The 18,522-nt window shown below is 38.5% G+C and carries 21 protein-coding genes; 19 read left to right on the top strand and 2 right to left on the bottom strand.

The genetic code is table 11. The features are described from left to right. Window positions 1–24: 24 nt before the first annotated feature. Window positions 25–984, bottom strand: a complete 960-nt coding sequence (locus FIU87_RS11950; protein ID WP_152446532.1) for an asparaginase — start codon at window positions 982–984, stop codon at window positions 25–27. A gap of 127 nt (window positions 985–1,111) precedes the next feature. On the opposite strand from FIU87_RS11950, the gene prsW reads away from it, so the two are divergent. The 9 genes from prsW to fni all read left to right on the top strand — a co-directional run bounded on the left by prsW (window position 1,112) and on the right by fni (window position 9,420). After that, entirely contained in the window at window positions 1,112–1,762 is a 651-nt protein-coding gene (prsW, locus tag FIU87_RS11945; RefSeq protein ID WP_152444807.1) for a glutamic-type intramembrane protease PrsW, read from the top strand. Between the two features lie 356 nt (window positions 1,763–2,118). Further along, window positions 2,119–3,117 (top strand): spore cortex-lytic enzyme, encoded by a 999-nt coding sequence (sleB, locus tag FIU87_RS11940; protein WP_152446531.1) that lies wholly within the window; start codon window positions 2,119–2,121, stop codon window positions 3,115–3,117. An 18-nt stretch (window positions 3,118–3,135) separates the two neighbouring features. Continuing rightward, the gene (gene ypeB / locus FIU87_RS11935; protein WP_152444806.1) at window positions 3,136–4,479 is read left to right on the top strand and encodes a germination protein YpeB; all 1,344 of its coding nucleotides are present in this window, start codon (window positions 3,136–3,138) and stop codon (window positions 4,477–4,479) included. A 185-nt stretch (window positions 4,480–4,664) separates the two neighbouring features. Continuing rightward, the gene (locus FIU87_RS11930) at window positions 4,665–5,321 is read left to right on the top strand and encodes a flagellar brake protein (protein ID WP_152444805.1); all 657 of its coding nucleotides are present in this window, start codon (window positions 4,665–4,667) and stop codon (window positions 5,319–5,321) included. A 57-nt stretch (window positions 5,322–5,378) separates the two neighbouring features. After that, on the top strand, window positions 5,379–5,558 hold the full coding sequence (locus FIU87_RS11925) for a DUF5359 family protein (RefSeq protein ID WP_152444804.1): 180 nt from the start codon (window positions 5,379–5,381) through the stop codon (window positions 5,556–5,558). Between the two features lie 120 nt (window positions 5,559–5,678). Further along, the gene (cmk, locus tag FIU87_RS11920; protein ID WP_152444803.1) at window positions 5,679–6,359 is read left to right on the top strand and encodes a (d)CMP kinase; all 681 of its coding nucleotides are present in this window, start codon (window positions 5,679–5,681) and stop codon (window positions 6,357–6,359) included. A 2-nt stretch (window positions 6,360–6,361) separates the two neighbouring features. Then, window positions 6,362–6,943 carry a lysophospholipid acyltransferase family protein gene (locus FIU87_RS11915; RefSeq protein ID WP_152444802.1) on the top strand — a complete coding sequence of 194 codons (582 nt, stop codon included), beginning with the start codon at window positions 6,362–6,364 and terminating at the stop codon, window positions 6,941–6,943. A gap of 256 nt (window positions 6,944–7,199) precedes the next feature. After that, window positions 7,200–8,339, top strand: a complete 1,140-nt coding sequence (gene rpsA, locus FIU87_RS11910) for a 30S ribosomal protein S1 (protein ID WP_152446530.1) — start codon at window positions 7,200–7,202, stop codon at window positions 8,337–8,339. 25 nt (window positions 8,340–8,364) lie between these two features. Next, on the top strand, window positions 8,365–9,420 hold the full coding sequence (gene fni, locus FIU87_RS11905) for a type 2 isopentenyl-diphosphate Delta-isomerase (protein WP_152444801.1): 1,056 nt from the start codon (window positions 8,365–8,367) through the stop codon (window positions 9,418–9,420). A 53-nt stretch (window positions 9,421–9,473) separates the two neighbouring features. Here fni and FIU87_RS11900 read toward each other — a convergent pair whose 3' ends face one another. Next, complete coding sequence (locus FIU87_RS11900; protein ID WP_152444800.1) at window positions 9,474–9,605, bottom strand: YpzI family protein; 132 nt, start codon at window positions 9,603–9,605, stop codon at window positions 9,474–9,476. A gap of 130 nt (window positions 9,606–9,735) precedes the next feature. Between FIU87_RS11900 and FIU87_RS11895 the strand changes: the two genes are divergently transcribed. From FIU87_RS11895 to folE, 10 genes are all read left to right on the top strand, one after another. After that, entirely contained in the window at window positions 9,736–10,341 is a 606-nt protein-coding gene (locus FIU87_RS11895) for a YphA family membrane protein (protein WP_152444799.1), read from the top strand. Next, window positions 10,338–11,231: a YIEGIA family protein gene (locus FIU87_RS11890; protein ID WP_152444798.1), complete on the top strand. Its 894-nt coding sequence runs from the start codon at window positions 10,338–10,340 to the stop codon at window positions 11,229–11,231. Before FIU87_RS11895 ends, FIU87_RS11890 begins: the two co-directional genes overlap by 4 nt. Continuing rightward, window positions 11,224–11,418 carry a capping complex subunit for YIEGIA gene (locus FIU87_RS11885; protein WP_152444797.1) on the top strand — a complete coding sequence of 65 codons (195 nt, stop codon included), beginning with the start codon at window positions 11,224–11,226 and terminating at the stop codon, window positions 11,416–11,418. Before FIU87_RS11890 ends, FIU87_RS11885 begins: the two co-directional genes overlap by 8 nt. A gap of 172 nt (window positions 11,419–11,590) precedes the next feature. After that, entirely contained in the window at window positions 11,591–12,901 is a 1,311-nt protein-coding gene (der, locus tag FIU87_RS11880; protein WP_152444796.1) for a ribosome biogenesis GTPase Der, read from the top strand. Between the two features lie 18 nt (window positions 12,902–12,919). Next, the gene (locus FIU87_RS11875) at window positions 12,920–13,951 is read left to right on the top strand and encodes an NAD(P)H-dependent glycerol-3-phosphate dehydrogenase (protein WP_152444795.1); all 1,032 of its coding nucleotides are present in this window, start codon (window positions 12,920–12,922) and stop codon (window positions 13,949–13,951) included. A 532-nt stretch (window positions 13,952–14,483) separates the two neighbouring features. Continuing rightward, window positions 14,484–14,690 carry a DUF2768 domain-containing protein gene (locus FIU87_RS11870; RefSeq protein ID WP_152444794.1) on the top strand — a complete coding sequence of 69 codons (207 nt, stop codon included), beginning with the start codon at window positions 14,484–14,486 and terminating at the stop codon, window positions 14,688–14,690. 30 nt (window positions 14,691–14,720) lie between these two features. Further along, complete coding sequence (locus FIU87_RS11865) at window positions 14,721–15,452, top strand: hypothetical protein (protein ID WP_152444793.1); 732 nt, start codon at window positions 14,721–14,723, stop codon at window positions 15,450–15,452. A 241-nt stretch (window positions 15,453–15,693) separates the two neighbouring features. Beyond that, entirely contained in the window at window positions 15,694–17,172 is a 1,479-nt protein-coding gene (gene spoIVA / locus FIU87_RS11860; protein ID WP_152444792.1) for a stage IV sporulation protein A, read from the top strand. Window positions 17,173–17,535: 363 nt separating this feature from the next. Further along, window positions 17,536–17,808: a non-specific DNA-binding protein Hbs gene (hbs, locus tag FIU87_RS11855; protein WP_010193643.1), complete on the top strand. Its 273-nt coding sequence runs from the start codon at window positions 17,536–17,538 to the stop codon at window positions 17,806–17,808. Window positions 17,809–17,943: 135 nt separating this feature from the next. After that, window positions 17,944–18,510, top strand: coding sequence for a GTP cyclohydrolase I FolE (gene folE / locus FIU87_RS11850; protein ID WP_152444791.1), 567 nt, complete (start codon window positions 17,944–17,946; stop codon window positions 18,508–18,510). The last annotated feature ends 12 nt before the right edge of the window (window positions 18,511–18,522 follow it).

Here is an 18,522-nt window from a genome sequence, read left to right as displayed (position 1 = left end):
AAGCCACAATTTATTAGAAAAGAGCTATTTAAGAAATAGCTTCTGAAGGTTATGGGTATCTGTTGTACTTTCTAGGGCAATCATTAGTTTTATTCTTGCTTTTTGGCCATTCAAGCCGTTAGAGAAAATGACGCCTAGCTCTTTAAGCTTCCGTCCACCGCCATCATAACCATAGATATCCTGTACAATTCCATTAAAGCAACGCGAAACCATCACAACAGGAATGCCTGCTTCTTTCAGCGCTTTGATTCCATCCACTGCTTTAGGAGGGACATTTCCTTGTCCTAATGCCTCAAGGACTACACCATCTACTTTCATTTCTTTTAATAAATGAAAAATGCTTGCGTCCATTCCTGCATATGCTTTTAAAAGCATCACTTTTTTTTCTATGGAAGAAACTTGATATTTATCCTCGTTTACCGGAGAGTGATGGAAAAAAACACCTCGTTTCGTTACGATTCCAATTGGTCCGTATTGAGGGCTTTGAAAGGTTGCGATATTGGAGGTGTGTGTCTTCGTTACGTTTTTGGCTGTGTGTATTTCATCATTTAATACAACCAATACTCCTTTATTACTAGCTTCCGGGCTTGCAGCAACCTTTAGGGCTGAAAGTAGATTATATGGGCCATCTGAACCAATTTCATTGCTCGATCTCATGGCTCCAGTTAAAACAATGGGCAAACGTGTTTGCACCGTCAAATCAAGAAAAAAAGCAGTTTCTTCCAGTGTATCCGTCCCATGAGTGATGACAAATCCTTCAATTTCTTTTTCAACAGCAGCCTGATCGATAAATTGAGTAAGCGTTAACATATGATTGCTTGTAATATGTGGGGAAGGGAGATTAAACAATTCATGACTTTCCATTTCAATATGCTCATCAACGATTAAAGGGCTTGTAATAAGTGGGTTTTGATTCCCAGGTGATACAGATCCGGTTTGTTCATCCTCTGACATTGAAATCGTTCCACCTGTATGAATAATCATCAATTTCTTTTTCAAATTTGGTCACCTCGATAATTTCAAACAATTTCCAAAAATTTTAGACATTTTATTTCATTAAATACGATAACATGATACGATAAAAAAAAACAGATTGAAATGAGGCTTTTGTATGCTGGCAGTTTTCTCCGCCGGAATTGCACCTGGTTTGGCATTATTGTCTTATTTTTACTTAAAAGATACGTTTAAAAAAGAACCAATAACTTATGTGTTTAAAATCTTCTTGTTTGGTGTCTTACTGGTGTTTCCACTAATGTTTATTCAATATATCATCGAGCTTGAGCTCCATGTCACCTCTCAGTTTGTAAAGGCCTTTCTCCTATCTGGACTCTTAGAAGAATTCTTTAAATGGTTCATTTTAATATACTTAGTTTACCAGAACATACACTTTGATGAACACTATGATGGTATTGTTTATGGAGTTGCTGTTTCCCTCGGCTTTGCTACAGCAGAGAATATTCTGTTTCTCCTTGCAAATGGGATAGAACTCGCATTTGGAAGAGCAGTTTTGCCAGTTTCTAGTCATGCTCTCTTTGGTGTTATTATGGGATATTACTTAGGGAAGGGTAAGTTTCATGTCAGTATAAAACAAAAAAGAGTATGGATTCTCTTTTCTTTGATGATACCAATATTTCTTCATGGGATGTACGACATGATTATTTTATCTCAAAAGTACTGGGGTCTTTATATGGTGCCTTTTATGATTTTCTTATGGTGGCTGGGACTTCGAAAAGTAAAGCTCGCCAATACAGTGGAAATATAACTCCTACACAGAGTAAAGATTTATTCTGCGTGGGAGTTTTTATTTTTTTTGTCTTCGTTAAAGTGGATTGCTGAGATAACATAGCTGTTAATTGGAGCAAAGGCTTGTGACCCCACAGGATTGCCGAGTAGTCTTACAAATCGCCCAGCGGACGCGGAGCCATTTGCGGAAATCAACAGCGGAGTTTAATGGAGCTTATTTTAGGAGTGTCATCGTTATACCATAATATGGAATACCTCTTTTCTCCAATGGAATCTGCATAAAATGGCAACATCTACAGAAAATACATTGTAACAATTGTTTAAAGAAGTCAAAGGAGGAAATGTAAGGTGAAACGGATACTGTTCATTTCATGTATGTTTCTAATTAGCACATGTATGTTGTTTTCGATAAATCAGAATGTGGCAAATGCCTTTTCTGAGCAGATTATCCAAAAAGGGGCAACAGGAAATGATGTTGTCGAGCTGCAAGCACGCCTCCAATACAATGGCTATTATCATGCGAAAATTGATGGAGTGTATGGCTGGTCAACCTATTGGGCTGTTAAAAATTTTCAACAAGAATTTCGTTTAGATGATGTAGATGGACTTGTTGGCCCAAAAACAAAAGACATGTTAGAAAGAGCGACCAAGTTTAATAAGCAATGGGTTCATCAACAAATAAAATCTGGTAAAAGGTTTACTCATTATGGTGGCATGCCATTGAAATACCAGGTTGCGCCATCTGAGGTAACCCTTCAAAAAGCAAAGCAAGGGGCTCAAAATAAATGGCAGCAGCAAAAAGCACAGTTTAAGCAACCTGCAAAGCAACAGCAGCAACAGCCTGGTCAGCAGAAGCAACCACAACAACCACAGCCATCAGAACAACCAAAGCAACCTGAGCAGCAACCAGCACCAGCTCCACAAGAACAAGCACCAGAGGAGCAACAGCAAGCACCTGAGGAGCAGCAAGCAGAGGATGAGGGGGAAGCTCAAAGTGCAACAAACATGCCTGGTGGATTCTCTGAAAATGATATTCAACTGATGGCAAATGCTGTGTATGGCGAATCACGTGGTGAGCCTTATGAAGGTCAAATTGCTGTAGCTGCAGTAATTCTAAACCGCATCAATTCTCCTACTTTCCCAAATACAGTTTCTGGTGTAATTTTTGAGCCACTAGCATTTACAGCAGTGGCGGACGGACAGATTTGGTTAACGCCAAATGACACTGCAAAACGAGCAGTAGTAGATGCTATCAATGGAATGGATCCTTCTGAGGGGGCAACCTATTATTTTAATCCTAATACTGCAACTAGTGGTTGGATTTGGGGTCGTCCACAAATTAAGCGGATTGGAAAACATATATTCTGTGAATAAGAAAGAGGGTGAAGATTTATGTTAAGACTTATTATTATCGCAGTATTGGCAATTGCAGTAGTAGGTACAGGTTATTGGGGCTACCAGGAGCATCAGGACAAAAATGCTGTTCTGATTAATGCCGAAAATAACTACCAGCGTTCCTTTCATGATCTTGTTTACCATATAGACCTTCTGCATGATAAGATTGGGACTACCTTGGCTATGAGTTCTAGAAATCAGCTATCCCCATCCTTTGCAGAGGTGTGGAGAATAACATCAGAAGCCCAAAATGATGTAGGTCAACTACCTTTAACATTGCTCCCTTTTAATAAAACAGAAGAATTTTTGAGCAATACTGGTGAATATACGTACCAGGTAGCAATAAGAGATTTAGACAAAAATCCTTTATCAAGTGATGAATATGGGACATTGCAAGCTTTGTATCAAAAATCCGATGAAATTCGTCAAGAACTTAGAAAAGTTCAAAGCATGGTTATGAGTAATAATCTTCGTTGGATGGATGTAGAGCTTGCTCTTTCTGCTAAGGATCAGCCTCAGGATAATACGATCATTGACGGATTTAAAACGGTAGAGAAAAATGTCGAGGGATATGAAGAGGCAGACTTTGGTCCTACCTTCACATCTATGAATCAACAGAAGGATAAGAATTTCAGTCAGCTAACAGGGAAAACGATTACCGAAGAAGAAGCTAAAAAGATTGCTGATAAATATTTAGAGTTAGAAGGTAATGAGAAAATCACCATTACGGAAAGTGGAGAAGGCTCTAAATTTGGCTTTTATAGTTTAAAAATAGTAGATAAGAATCAGGTAGACACCTACATGGATATCGCTAAAAAAGGGGGCATCCCAATTTACCTGGTTCAAAACAAGGAAGCTAAGCAAAAGAATATCAGCTTAAATGAAGCAACAGATAAAGCGAGAAACTTCTTAAAACAAAATAAGTTTGATACGCTTGATCTTTATGAGAGTGTGGAATACAATAAACTCGGTATTTTCACATTTGTCTCAAATATAGACGGGGTTAGAATATACCCAGATTCCATAAAAATGAAAGTTAGCCTTGAAACTGGGGAAATTGTTGGATTTTCAGCGAAAGATTATCTAATGTCCCAACATGTTAGAGAAATACCAAAACCTGGTATTTCCTATGAAGAAGCAACAACAAAAATTAATGATAACGTGATGATTATGGAGGATTACCTGGCTATCATCAACAATGACCTTGGCGAAGAAGTTTTGTGCTATGAGTTTTTAGGAACCATTGATAATGACACATATCAAATTTTTATTAACGCAAATGACGGAACAGAAGAAAAAGTAGAAAAGCTGAAAAACCCAGAAATGCTCTATGACTTATAGAATCAAATAAGCAAGTATGAAGAAAAAAAAGGAAAAGTCAAAAATTGACTTTTCCTTTTTTTCGTAAAGTGGTTTAATAGAAATAAATAGAAAAAATCGTTGCGCAAACACTTTTGTGCAAATCAACAGCGTATTTTACCAGCGCTTAATTTTAGGAACAATGGCTTTTGTAAGGGGGCAATTTCTTGTTAAAACCAGGGGTCGTACTAACACTTCAAGTACGAAATGACGATAAAGTGGAGAAATATAGATGTAAAGTACAAGAAGTAGGTGACCGTGAGTTTTTTGTAGACTATCCTTCCCATTATAAAAATGGAAAAACCACATACATATTAAACGGTACACAGCTTTTTATTTCCTATGTATCTGACGATGGAGTCGCTTATACATTTGAAAGTGAGGTGCTTGGAAGAGCGATTCAAACCATTCCAATGGTGCAGTTGTCTTTTCCAGGCTATGAGCAGGTTACTAAAGTCCAAAGAAGGCAATATGTTCGAGTCGAAGGAACGCTAGATGTCGCGGTACATCCATTGAATACCCAATTTTTACCTTTTGTCTCTATTACTCATGATATTAGTGCAGGCGGTGCAGCGGTTATTCTTCCAAAGGGGTGTACGCTACCAGTAAGAGAGCACATCCTTACTACTTTTGTTCTTCATTCAAGTAATGGAGAGCTACATTATCTCAAGCTTAAAAGTAAGGTAATCAGACTAGTCGAATTAGATACAAACAGGGTCCGCGCCTCGCTGCAATTTGATCCAATTAATGAGCATGAAAAGCAAATAATTTTGAGATATTGTTTCGAGCAGCAACGATTACTAAAAAAAACCTTAGTTACCTAGGATAACAGTTTCTATTTTCACCTATAATAAAAATAGGTGAAATGGAGGGTGTTTGACTTGAAAAGGCTAGAAAGAATCATTATTAAACTTATCATGATCCAGATTGGTTGTCTTCTAATCGCTCAAGCTATACTTCTATATACTGACGCTGCGCCATTTATTAGCAAGGTTCCTCAGTATGAAGGAGTTGGAGGAATGAAGCTTGAGGAGCATATAGAAACATTCGACCAACAATAAACGATATGGTAAAATAAATATAAGTTTTTTGTAAATCGCAGGGGATACCTGCTTTTTTTATGGAAGCAGTTAGTTCTTACTGCTCATAAAGTGAAAATAAAGCATACGTATGGAGGAACTATGAAACAATTTTCAATTGCAATTGATGGTCCTGCTGCTGCAGGAAAAAGTACCGTTGCCAAGATTGTGGCAGGAAAACTAGGCTATTTGTACATCGACACAGGGGCAATGTACAGAGCTATAACATTTGAAGCAATGAAGCATGGAGTTAATTTAGAAGATGAAGTGAATCTTTATGCCTTATTGAAAAAAACGGAGATAGATTTGCGTCAGGCCGATAACCAAAACCAATATGTTTACATAAACGATGAGGATGTAACCGAGCAAATCCGTAAAAATGATGTGACCAATAACGTTTCTATTGTGGCAAAACATAAAACGGTTCGTGAGGAAATGGTAGCACGACAACGAGTATTCGCCGAAAGAGGCGGTGTTGTAATGGATGGTAGGGATATTGGAACACATGTACTTCCTGATGCAGAGGTAAAGGTATTCTTATTAGCTTCTGTTGATGAAAGAGCACAAAGAAGACATGCAGAAAATATTTCAAAAGGGTACGACTCTGATTTGGAAGTTCTTAAAGAGGAAATTGCCCGCAGAGATAAGCTTGATTCTGAACGAGAAATCGCTCCCTTACAAAAGGCGGAAGATGCTGTTGAATTGGATACAACCTCATTATCTATTAATGAAGTTGTCGAAAATATTATGGGGCTTGTAATGGAAAAGGAAAGGAATAGGTAATAATGACTTTTTACTCATTTGCCAAGTTTATTGTTTCTACTATTTTAAAGCCCTTATATAGAATAAAGGTGGAGGGCTTAGAAAACGTTCCAAAGGATGGAGCCGTTTTGTTATGTGCCAATCATATTGATAATCTAGATCCACCGGTTGTAGGGATTACTTCACCAAGAACGGTTCATTTCATGGCAAAAGAAGAAGTGTTTCGTGTGCCTATTCTTAAAACAATTCTCCCAAAATTACACGCTTTTCCTGTTAAAAGAGGCATGAGCGATAGAGAGGCCTTAAGAAATGCGCTTAAAGTATTAAAAGAAGGCCATGTTTTAGGACTTTTTCCCGAAGGTACGAGAAGTAAAAATGGAGAACTAGGAAAAGGTCTTGCTGGTGCTGGCTTTTTTGCACTTCGATCGGATGCAGTTGTGGTTCCTTGTGCGATTATTGGCCCCTACAAAAGGTTTCAACCGCTAAGGGTTGTTTACGGAAAGCCATTAAACTTTGATGAGCATCGCCAGAATAAGATTTCGGCTGAGGAAGCAACCATTATAGTGATGAACGCTATTAGAGAATTGATTGAAAAAAACAAATAGTTTAAGAGTTTTGACTTGACAAAATGTAGTATTTATTAGAAGTTAGTAGAAGGAAACTAAAATTTTGTAGTAATTTGTTTCAATCGACAGTTCTAATTGATCTGTCTGTTCAATCAAATAAATTAATGTACATTAGTTTATTAATTATTACACAAAACAAAATCAACTCATGTTAAGTACGTATGTTTTGGCATTTAATTTGCCTTTACTTACATAAATAATGGATTAGCTGGTTTGTACAGAGGAGGTAATAATGATGGCAGAAGACATGAATCAAGTAGAAATTAATAATCTCGAAGTTGGCGACAAGGTGACTGGTACGGTTACCAAAGTCGAAGAAAAGCAAGTATTAGTATCAATTGAAGGCAGTAAATTGGACGGAATCATTCCAATTAGTGAACTGTCTAGTCTCCACGTGGAGAAAGCAACAGATGTGGTTAGCGAAGGTCAGGAACTGCAATTGAAAGTAACAAAGGTGGAAGAAGAGCTTTTAGTACTTTCTAAAAAAGCGGTAGATGCTGACTTAGCATGGGAAGATTTGCAAAAGAAATTTGAAACAAAAGAAGTTTTCGAGGCAGAAATTAAGGATGTTGTAAAAGGCGGACTTGTGGTAGATCTAGGAGTTCGAGGATTTGTACCAGCCTCTCTTGTTGAAAACTATTTTGTAGATGATTTTTCAGATTATAAAGGCAAAACTCTAACCTTTAAAGTAGTAGAATTAGAAAAAGAAAAGAATCGTGTCATTCTTTCGCACCGTGCTGTGGTGGAAGAAGAAATGCAGAATAAAAAACAACAATTGCTAGAAACTATACAAACAGGTCAGGTTTTAGAGGGAACAGTTCAACGTATCACAGATTTCGGTGCATTTGTTGATATCGGTGGCGTTGACGGATTAGTCCATATTTCTCAATTGTCCTATGAGCATGTTGGCAAGCCTTCGGAGGTAGTTACAGAAGGTCAAAAGGTAAATGTAAAGGTGCTTAGCGTGGATCGCGATAATGAGAGAATCTCCTTGTCCATTAAAGAAACTTTACCTGGACCATGGTCTCAAGTATCTGAAAAGCTTTCTACAGGCAGTGTTACAGAAGGTGTAGTGAAACGACTTGTTTCCTTTGGTGCCTTTGTTGAAGTGTTGCCTGGCGTAGAAGGACTTGTTCATATATCTCAAATATCAAATAAACACATTGGTACTCCTCACGAGGTATTATCCGAAGGGGACACTGTAAAGGTAAAGGTACTTGATGTGAACGAAGCGGAACAACGGATCTCTTTAAGTATCCGTGAATTAGAAGAACCTGAAGAAGAAGACTACAGTCAATACAATCAACAGGATGATTCCGGTGGTTTTCAGCTTGGTGAGATGATTGGCGATAAATTAAGCAAGCTAAAAAAATAATTAACAATAATCAGGTGATGATAAGGTGAGCAGAGCCAAAAGGAAAATGGATCATATCCAGCATGCATTATCAACTGGTCAGCTTCGGCAGACTGGTTTTGATGATGTTAAGTTTGTACATCAAAGCCTGCCTGATAGTTCTGTTGCAGCAATACAGCTAAATACAAAAGTAGGCGAACTTTCCATGAGTTCGCCTATTTTTATCAACGCCATGACAGGCGGAGGCGGGCAGAAGACGTACGAAATTAATAAAGGGCTTGCAGAGGTCGCAAAAATTTGTGATGTTGGGTTGGCAGTAGGATCTCAAATGTCTGCTATTAAGGACGAAAGCGAAGCATCAACCTATAAAGTAGTCCGTAAAGTAAATCCAAATGGCATTATATTTGCTAATCTAGGAAGTGAAGCAACGGTTGAGCAAGCGATGAGAGCAGTTGACATGATTGAGGCTAATGCCCTACAGATTCACCTAAATGTGATTCAAGAGCTTGTGATGCCTGAAGGTGACAGGGATTTTTCTGGAGCGCTACGAAGAATAGAGGCCATCACAACAGCCTTGCCTGTGCCTGTAATTGTAAAGGAAACAGGTTTTGGGATTAGCAAAGAAGCTGCGGAAAAGCTAAAGAATGCTGGTGTGCAAGTGATAGATGTAAGTGGATTTGGTGGAACGAATTTTTCCAAAATCGAAAATGAAAGACGCTTTGAAAAGCTGCAGTTTTTTGATGAGTGGGGAATTTCGACTGCTGCAAGTATTGCCGAAGTGAAGAATTCTGTGGAGAATATCTCAATCATAGGCTCAGGTGGAATTCAAAGCTCGATGGACATTGCAAAATCTATTGCATTAGGGTCATCGGCAGTTGGGATGGCAGGGTATTTTCTAAAGTGCTACATGGAAGATGGTCCCAATGCACTTGTTGAATTAATGAAAAAAACTCATGATGAATTAACGGTTATTATGACAGCTGTTGGTGCATTAACCATAAAAGAATTACAGAATGCGCCACTTGTAGTTTTTGGAGAAACATATCATTGGCTCACACAACGAGGTATCGATTGTAAGGCCTATGGCAATCGCAAAATATAATATTTTCTCAAAATAAAACGCCTGTACGTCTCTTTGGCGAACAGGCGTTTTTCCTATTCATTGCGCTTTCTTGCTTCTTCAGGCCCTTCCATTGCAGTTGCTCCTGGATATTTTAAAGATTGATCACGATCAGATTCCGTTCTTCTTTGTTCCTTTAGCTTTTTTTCTTGACGATCTTTTCCCATGTGACCATTCACCTCTTTCTATTTCAACTGACATTTATTATTTGCCTTCCGATCAAAAACATACACTTGATCATGATTAGCTTTCGGGATTATTAGGCATAATGAGATGGTGAGAGGAGGGGAACTGCATATGGAATCTGCGGGTTTATATTTCTATTTTTTATGCTGGGTTGTTTGGATTATAAGTACATTCTTTTTCCAAAAATCAACCATCAGAACGTTTCTATCTGTTGTTTTGTTATTACTTATTGCAAGCTCTACTACGTATGTAGACATTTTTGGTTTTACTACAAATGTTGCTTTTTTGGTTATACTGGCAACTTCCTTCATTTTATTAATAAAAACGATGAAGCAAAAGTACATACTACTTTACCTGTCCATTACAACATTATCTTTAGCATATGTTTGTTTTTGCATTTTTGAGATTTTTGACCCTGTTTGGATTTTGTTTAATCGAACATGGTTGCTTTCTTTTATCCTATTATATTTAGCGCTAATGTTGTTTAAAGGTAGGATGGAGAGATTTGTATTTATGCTTGCTGGCATTACGCAAGGAGAGATCTTTAAATGTTTATTATGGAAGAATGTTTTTGCGTATTCTGTTATGGGCGAATTTGATTTTCTAGCAGTTCTCACCCTTTCATTGGCAGGCATGTCCACGTGGGTATTGTTCGAAACGATTACAGTTTACTTGGATGCTGTCATACAAAAACGTGTGAAGGAGAAACAAGGATGAACGAATATACGTACCCCATCATTTTTGGTGTAATCGTTGGACTAATAACAAGATTATATATGCTGGTAACGGATTATCGTCAGTATCCCACATACCTTCACGGGAAAATCATTCATTTATCGCTTGCATTTATTGCTTCTGGACTAGGTACCATTGCTGTTCCTGCGATTATGGAACAAGAGTTTGCAGCAATAACCTTTTTAGCATTGGCTGCTTCACAATTTCGTGATGTCAGAAACATGGAACGAAATACGCTTACAGAACTGGATTCCTATGAATTAGTCCCTAGAGGAAGCACCTATATTGAAGGAATTGCCATCGCTTTTGAAGGTAGAAATTACTTGGTCATGATTACGGCATTTTTGTCAACGTTAGCCTATTTAGCGGCTAATTTATGGGTTGGAATAGTTGTGGGACTTCTGGCAGCCTTGACTTCCCATAAATTAATGACAGGAGGCAATTTGAAGGACATTGTCGATATAGAATATGTAAAGCCTCATTTTGAGGGGGCTGGGCTTTATGTTGATAACATTTACATTATGAATATAGGTCTCCCCCAAAGGCAAAAAGAAGTATTAAGGTACGGAATGGGATTTATTTTAACGCCAAAAAATTTCAATGCAAGAAGTACGATTGCTAATCTAGGGCAAAGACAGGCGATATTACATGATATGTCGACAGCACTTGGTGTGTATCGAGATTCAGGAACACCTGCACTCGTTCCACTAGCAAAAAGAGATTTAGATGACGGTAGAGTGGGGGTATTTCTACTTCCTCAAGAGCAGGACCTAGACGTTGGGATAGCGATTTTAGAACGTGTACCAACGCTTGAAAATGCGATAAGAATGCCCACAAAGCACCTGAAAGAAAAGGTGAATAAGCATGAGTAGTGTAGAGCTTCAAAAATACATACTAGCTGTTATAACGACAAATGCCTCGAAAATTGGTGGGGGAGCTCCTGTGTTTTTATGTGAGTCAAAAGAAGAGATGGAGTTCATCTCTGCAAATCTTGAGGCCATTCTTGATGGCATTGCTCATGGACTAGGGGAGGAGATGTATATTATCGTGAAGCATTAAAAATGCTTCCTTCTTTTGTTGAATAGTGTTAAGATAGTCAAGTTAGACCTTCCTAATACAGGAGGGTTCTTTTAATGAGACAAGGGAAATTATTTATTTTATCGGCATTTTTGTATAAACTAAGAAAATAACATTACATACATCAACAGAATAGATTGGGAGGGTGGTTGTTATGCCAAAACCAACCGTAGCGATAGTAGGAAGACCAAATGTGGGGAAATCCACGATTTTTAACAGAATTGTAGGAGAAAGAATTTCTATTGTAGAAGATATACCTGGTGTGACGAGAGATAGAATATATAGCTCTGGCGAATGGTTAAACCAATATTTTAACCTTATTGATACTGGTGGAATCGAAATTAGCGATGCGCCTTTTATGACACAAATCCGTGAACAAGCAGAAATAGCCATTGATGAAGCAGATGTAATTATCTTTATGACAAATGGTAGAGAAGGATTGACTACTGCTGACGAACAAGTAGCGAAGATTTTATATCGTTCAAACAAACCAGTCGTTGTTGCTGTTAACAAGGTAGACAACCCTGATATGAGAGAGAACCTGTATGATTTTTATGCATTAGGTTTTGGGGAGCCTGTTCCGATTTCTGGATCACATGGTTTAGGGCTTGGAGATCTCTTGGACCTTGTTGTTGCAAACTTCCCGAAAAAGGCTGAAGAAGAATATGATGAAGACACGATAAAATTCTCCTTAATCGGAAGACCCAACGTGGGAAAATCCTCATTGGTGAATGCACTTCTTGGAGAAGAAAGAGTAATTGTTAGTAATGTTGCAGGAACAACTAGGGATGCGATTGATACCCCATATAAGTACGACGGGAAAGATTACGTCATTATTGACACAGCAGGTATGCGTAAAAAAGGGAAAGTATACGAGACAACCGAAAAATATAGCGTTTTACGTGCATTGCGTGCCATTGAACGTTCAGATGTCGTCTTAGTTGTCATTGATGGAGAAGAAGGCATTATCGAGCAAGATAAAAAAATTGCTGGCTATGCGCATGAGGCAGGTCGTGCTATTGTGGTCGTCGTAAATAAATGGGATGCGGTCGATAAAGATGATAAAACAATGAAAGCTTTTGAACAAAAGATTCGTGACCATTTTCTCTTTCTTGATTACGCACCTATTGTATTTCTTTCTGCAAAAACAAAGAAACGTATTCATACGCTGATTCCTAAAATTGATCAAGCTAGTGAAAATCATTCCATGCGTGTTGTTACTACGGTATTAAACGATGTCATTATGGATGCAGTTGCAATGAACCCAACACCAACGGACAAAGGACAACGCTTGAAAATTTATTATGCCACTCAAGTAGCAGTGAAACCGCCAACTTTTGTGATTTTTGTCAACGATCCCGAGCTATTACACTTCTCTTATAAACGCTTTTTGGAAAACCGTATTAGAGATGCATTTGGTTTTGAAGGAACACCGATAAGAATTATTGCACGACCACGAAAATAATAATAGGTTGGTGAAACTATGAAAAAAGTTGCTGTTCTAGGAGCAGGTAGCTGGGGGACAGCTCTAGCGATGGTCCTTGCAGATAATAATCATAAAGTATGCTTATGGGGGCATAAGCAAGCTCAAATTGAAGAAATCAACACTAGCCACACAAATGAAAAGTATTTAAAGGGCATAAAGCTTTCCAATAATATAGTTGGATATACTTCCATAGAGGAAGCTGTTCAAGAAGTAGAGGCGATCGTATTAGCCGTCCCAACAAAAGCAATGAGAGAGGTTTGTCAAAAAGTAAAGCAGTATGTAACGTCCCCTACCCTCTTTGTTCATGTTAGTAAGGGAATAGAACCGGATTCACATTTACGAGTATCAGAAATAATTGAAGAGGAACTACCAGAAGCTATCAGAGAGGCCGTTGTGGTATTGTCAGGACCAAGTCATGCAGAAGAAGTAAGTTTGCGTCAACCAACAACGGTAACTGCCGCATCTTTAAACATTGAAGCGGCTGAAAAAGTGCAAGACTTATTTATTAACCAGCATTTCCGTGTTTATACCAATACTGATGTTGTTGGTGTAGAAATTGGTGGTTCCCTTAAAAATATTATTGCCTTAGCAGCAGGAATAACAGATGGACTAGGCTATGGAGATAATGCTAAAGCAGCCCTCATTACTAGAGGTCTTGCAGAAATTGCTCGCCTCGGCAGCTGTCTTGGTGCCAATCCATTGACCTTCCTGGGCCTTACGGGAATGGGCGATCTTATTGTTACTTGTACAAGTGTCCATAGTAGAAACTGGCGTGCAGGGAATATGCTAGGAAAAGGGATGAACCTAGAAGAAGTACTTGAAAATATGGGAATGGTAGTGGAAGGTGTAAGAACAACAAAAGCAGCCTATCAGCTGGCACAAAAGCTTCAAGTTAAAATGCCGTTAACTACCGCACTCTACCATGTTCTTTTTGATAATGTGCATCCAAAAGACGCCGTGGACGAGCTTATGAGCCGTTCAAAGACGACAGAGCTTGATGATCTGTCCCAACTGCTTGGAGAAAGATAGTAAAGCGACTTAGTCCTGTGAAAACATCAAATCCATGCCTTTAAAAAGATAAACAAACACCCATCTAGGTAACGTGCATAACTTATATAGAAGAAACAATAGGAGGGTGCAGAGGGGTAAAAATCCATAATTTTTACAAGCTTTTTTGCTTTAAATAGGCATTTGGCGATACATGCATGATAGTTGTCGCATAAGATGTGTATGAGGATATCACTGGTTGAGCTGTGGGATTGGATTATTTAGTCTTCTTTTAATAGCGCTGAAGCAAAGTTGGCCCCTTTTGCTTCAGCTTTTTTTGTGTTTAGATCAACAAACAAAAATGCGTTTGTTGCACGAAAAGTGAAGCGGCTCGTTCATGTCTAACAAGCATAAGAAGGCTTTTTACAGGAGGCTGTTTGGCCTTTGAAGGAAAGAGGGCTTATGACTAGTGGAGTTACATCTGGAACTAGACAACGCATGTTCGTCGTATACCTTGCGCTTTTGCTCTTTTACATATTATGCTATAATGTTTCACGGAAAAGGAGAGATGAGGATGTCACCTGCATTGATGAAAATGTGGATCTCATTCATTGCGATGGGCTTCATGATTATTTCTGTTTTAACGGTCTATTTTACAAGATTTAAAGTCAAAAATAATATTATCAGAGGGATTTTAAACACAATTGCTTTTCTATTGATTGTACTTGCAGGTCTAATAATTTTTTATGTTGTATTTAGCGGTCCAGTACCAGAGCAATAAGAAGAACAGATGCAAAGGGTGGAAAATACTATGAATCTAAATAGGTTCCTCCTACTAGTAGGAATGGTTGTGGTAAGCAGCGTGCTATCAGGCTGTTTATACCCACAAGAAAGGTTATCGCAAAATCAAGTTCCTTATTTAGACCAACTAGAGGCTGTTCAAACCTCTGTTGACCAATATCAAGAAGCAAATGGTGGCATTCTGCCAATTAAAGATAGGGACATGTCTACACCGATTTTTCAAAAATATCCAATTGATTTTAATAAACTCACTCCACGATTTATGCAAGAGGCGCCTGGAACAGCGTATGAAAGCGGTGGTGTGTACTTGTATGTTCTTGTAAACGTTGAAGAAGACCCAAAAGTCAAACTAATTGATTTACGCATGGCAGAAAAGGTTAGAGACATAAACATTCGGATCGACATGTATAAGAGGGCTAACAATGGGTTTGCTCCTGTAAAAGAAGTCATCAATGATCAGGCGTTCAAAATTGATTGGGACAAGCTTGGCTATAAAAGTGAGCCTACTACAGAAAGTCCTATTTCAGGGAAGAATCTGCCGTTTATTCTAAATAACAAAGGGGAGGTTCAGGTCGACTATTCTATAGACCTTTATCAATACTTAGAAGAACATGAACACTCCTATCAACCTGGCGAGGATATTCGTTCTATCATTGTTGAAAATTCTGTATTTGTCCCAGCTTTTTCTCTGCCTTACACAATAGACGAAAACAACGAACCAATTATTATGGATAAGAAATAGAATTTAGTCATAGACCCTTTTTTAGAGAATACATTCTAAAGAAGGGTTTTTGTTTTTTTAAAATAAACAAAATACCTCCAATTACTAAATGGATAAATATACTGTTTTTATAATAGCGGGATAAATTTTCTAAGAAAAAATAGTCATATTTAATTAGGACAACATCATACACATATAGTGTCATAGATTCTATTCTTACTAGAAAATGTATATCCCAAGATAAATGTCGGGAGGGAATCACTTGGAAAAAGTAGATATTTTCAAAGATATCGCTGAACGTACGGGCGGCGATATATATTTAGGGGTCGTAGGAGCTGTTCGTACAGGGAAATCAACGTTTATTAAAAGGTTTATGGAGTTAGTGGTTCTGCCGAATATCGGAAATGAGTCAGATAAAGCGCGTGCACAAGATGAACTACCACAAAGTGCAGCAGGTAAGACAATCATGACTACAGAGCCTAAATTTGTCCCAAACCAAGCTGTGAAGGTAAATGTGGATGAAGGGCTTGATGTAAATATCCGTTTAGTAGACTGTGTTGGTTATACTGTACCTGGAGCCAAAGGCTATGAAGACGAAAATGGTCCAAGAATGATTAACACCCCTTGGTATGAAGAACCTATACCTTTTCATGAAGCAGCAGAGATTGGAACGAGAAAAGTTATCCAAGAGCATTCCACCATCGGAGTCGTAATAGCAACAGATGGGTCAATTGGGGAAATTCCTCGCAGGGATTATATTGAAGCTGAGGAAAGAGTTGTGGAGGAATTGAAAGAGGTTGGCAAACCATTCATTATGGTCATCAATACCGTTCAACCATTTCACCCAGAGACCGAAGCGTTAAAAAGAGAATTATGTGAAAAATACGATATTCCTGTAATTGCTATGAGTGTGGAAAGCATGAGGGAATCTGATGTCTACAATGTTCTTCGCGAAGCATTGTTTGAGTTTCCTGTGCTCGAGGTTAACGTTAATCTTCCAAGCTGGGTAATGGTCCTCAAAGACAACCACTGGCTGCGTGAGAGTTATCAAGAAGCGGTGAAAGATACGGTGAAGGATATTAAACGCCTGCGTGATGTGGATCGAGTGGTCGGTCAATTTAGCGAATATGAGTTTATTGACCGCGCTGGACTTGCAGGCATTGAAATGGGTCAGGGTATAGCTGAAATCGACCTTTATGCCCCAGATGATCTCTATGATCACATTCTGAAAGAGGTTGTGGGGGTAGAAATCAGGGGGAAGGATCATCTATTGCAGCTCATGCAAGACTTTGCTTTTGCTAAAGCTGAATATGATCAAGTGTCAGATGCCTTAAGAATGGTCAAACAAACAGGATATGGAATTGCCTCTCCAGCTTTATCAGATATGAGTTTAGAGGAGCCGGAAATCATCCGTCAAGGCTCAAGATTTGGAGTGAGACTAAAAGCGGTTGCGCCTTCTATTCACATGATAAAAGTAGATGTGGAGTCTGAATTCGCCCCAATCATTGGGACGGAAAAACAAAGTGAGGAATTGGTTCGATATCTCATGCAAGACTTCGAGGATGACCCACTTTCCATCTGGAATTCAGATATATTCGGGCGTTCCCTAAGCTCCATCGTCCGTGAAGGAATTCATGCAAAGATTTCGTTAATGCCAGAAAACGCAAGATACAAACTAAAAGAAACCTTAGAGCGCATTATTAACGAGGGCTCTGGCGGGTTAATCGCGATCATTCTATAAAAAATGATGTCGAATATGTTTTTTAGCTCTCCTTGAGTGGTATATACATTCAAAGGAGAGCTGTTTTTGTTTTAAAAAATCGAATAAACACTTGATATATAGCTATTCTTGTGTTAATCTACAAACAGAAAATCTTCTCTTAAATGGCGAAATATTCCTATTATTATCTCGTTTTCTAAGAAATTTGTTGAATTGTGGAGGGTAATGGGGTAATATTAGCCTAGTTGTAAGATTATCGCGATTCTATCATGTATAGAATCAATGAAAATTGTGAAGAAATGTATGTAACAAAGGCTTTTACTAGACTAAAACTAAGTTTTGGTTTAGAATAGCGATTAACTCCTTTGGGAGGAGGTGAATGGCATGAACAAGACAGACTTAATCAATGCAGTTGCTGAAGCTAGTGAACTTTCTAAAAAAGACGCTACTAAAGCGGTTGATGCTGTTTTCGATACAATTCTTGACGCACTTAAAAACGGTGACAAAGTACAATTAATCGGTTTTGGTAACTTTGAAGTACGTGAGCGTGCTGCGCGTAAAGGTCGTAACCCACAAACTGGGGAAGAGATCGAAATCGCTGCAAGTAAAGTACCAGCTTTCAAACCTGGTAAAGCTCTTAAAGACGCTGTGAAATAATTGACAGCTACATAGTCAACGATTGTCAGCATAAAGAGGCGCAGTGTTTGCGCCTCTTTATTTTTGCTTTTATTAAAAAACTTATGCTAGAATCACATTACAGCTATTAATGGGTATGTAGGAGGACATAGATCAATGACAGAAGTTAATAAAGCACAAATAGAACAAGCAGTAAGGATGATTCTTGAAGCAATTGGGGAAGACCCAAACAGAGAAGGATTACTAGATACACCAAAACGTGTTGCTAAAATGTATACAGAAGTGTTCTCCGGTTTAAATGAAGATCCAAAGGAACATTTTAAAACTGTTTTTGGCGAAGCACACGAAGAGCTTGTGCTTGTAAAAGATATCTCCTTCTTCTCGATGTGTGAGCACCATCTTGTTCCATTCTTCGGAAAAGCACATGTAGCATACATACCGAAGGGCGGCAAAGTGACAGGCTTAAGTAAACTCGCACGTGCGGTGGAGGCGGTTGCAAAGCGTCCGCAGCTGCAAGAAAGAATAACATCTACTATTGCTGACTCGATTGTAGATTCCCTTGAGCCTCACGGTGTGATGGTTGTGGTTGAGGCTGAACATATGTGTATGACAATGCGTGGAGTGAAAAAACCAGGAGCTCTTACCATCACCTCTGCTGTTCGAGGTGTGTTGGAAAAAGACAATGCAGCTAGAGCAGAAGTACTTTCTTTGATTAAAGGATAAATGAACATCTAT

Origin of the sequence: Bacillus sp. THAF10, from assembly GCF_009363695.1 — a bacterium.
Lineage (GTDB): Bacteria > Bacillota > Bacilli > Bacillales > Bacillaceae_I > Sutcliffiella_A.
Note: the sequence above shows the minus strand (reverse complement) of the source record. Positions and strands in the feature narration are given on the sequence as shown.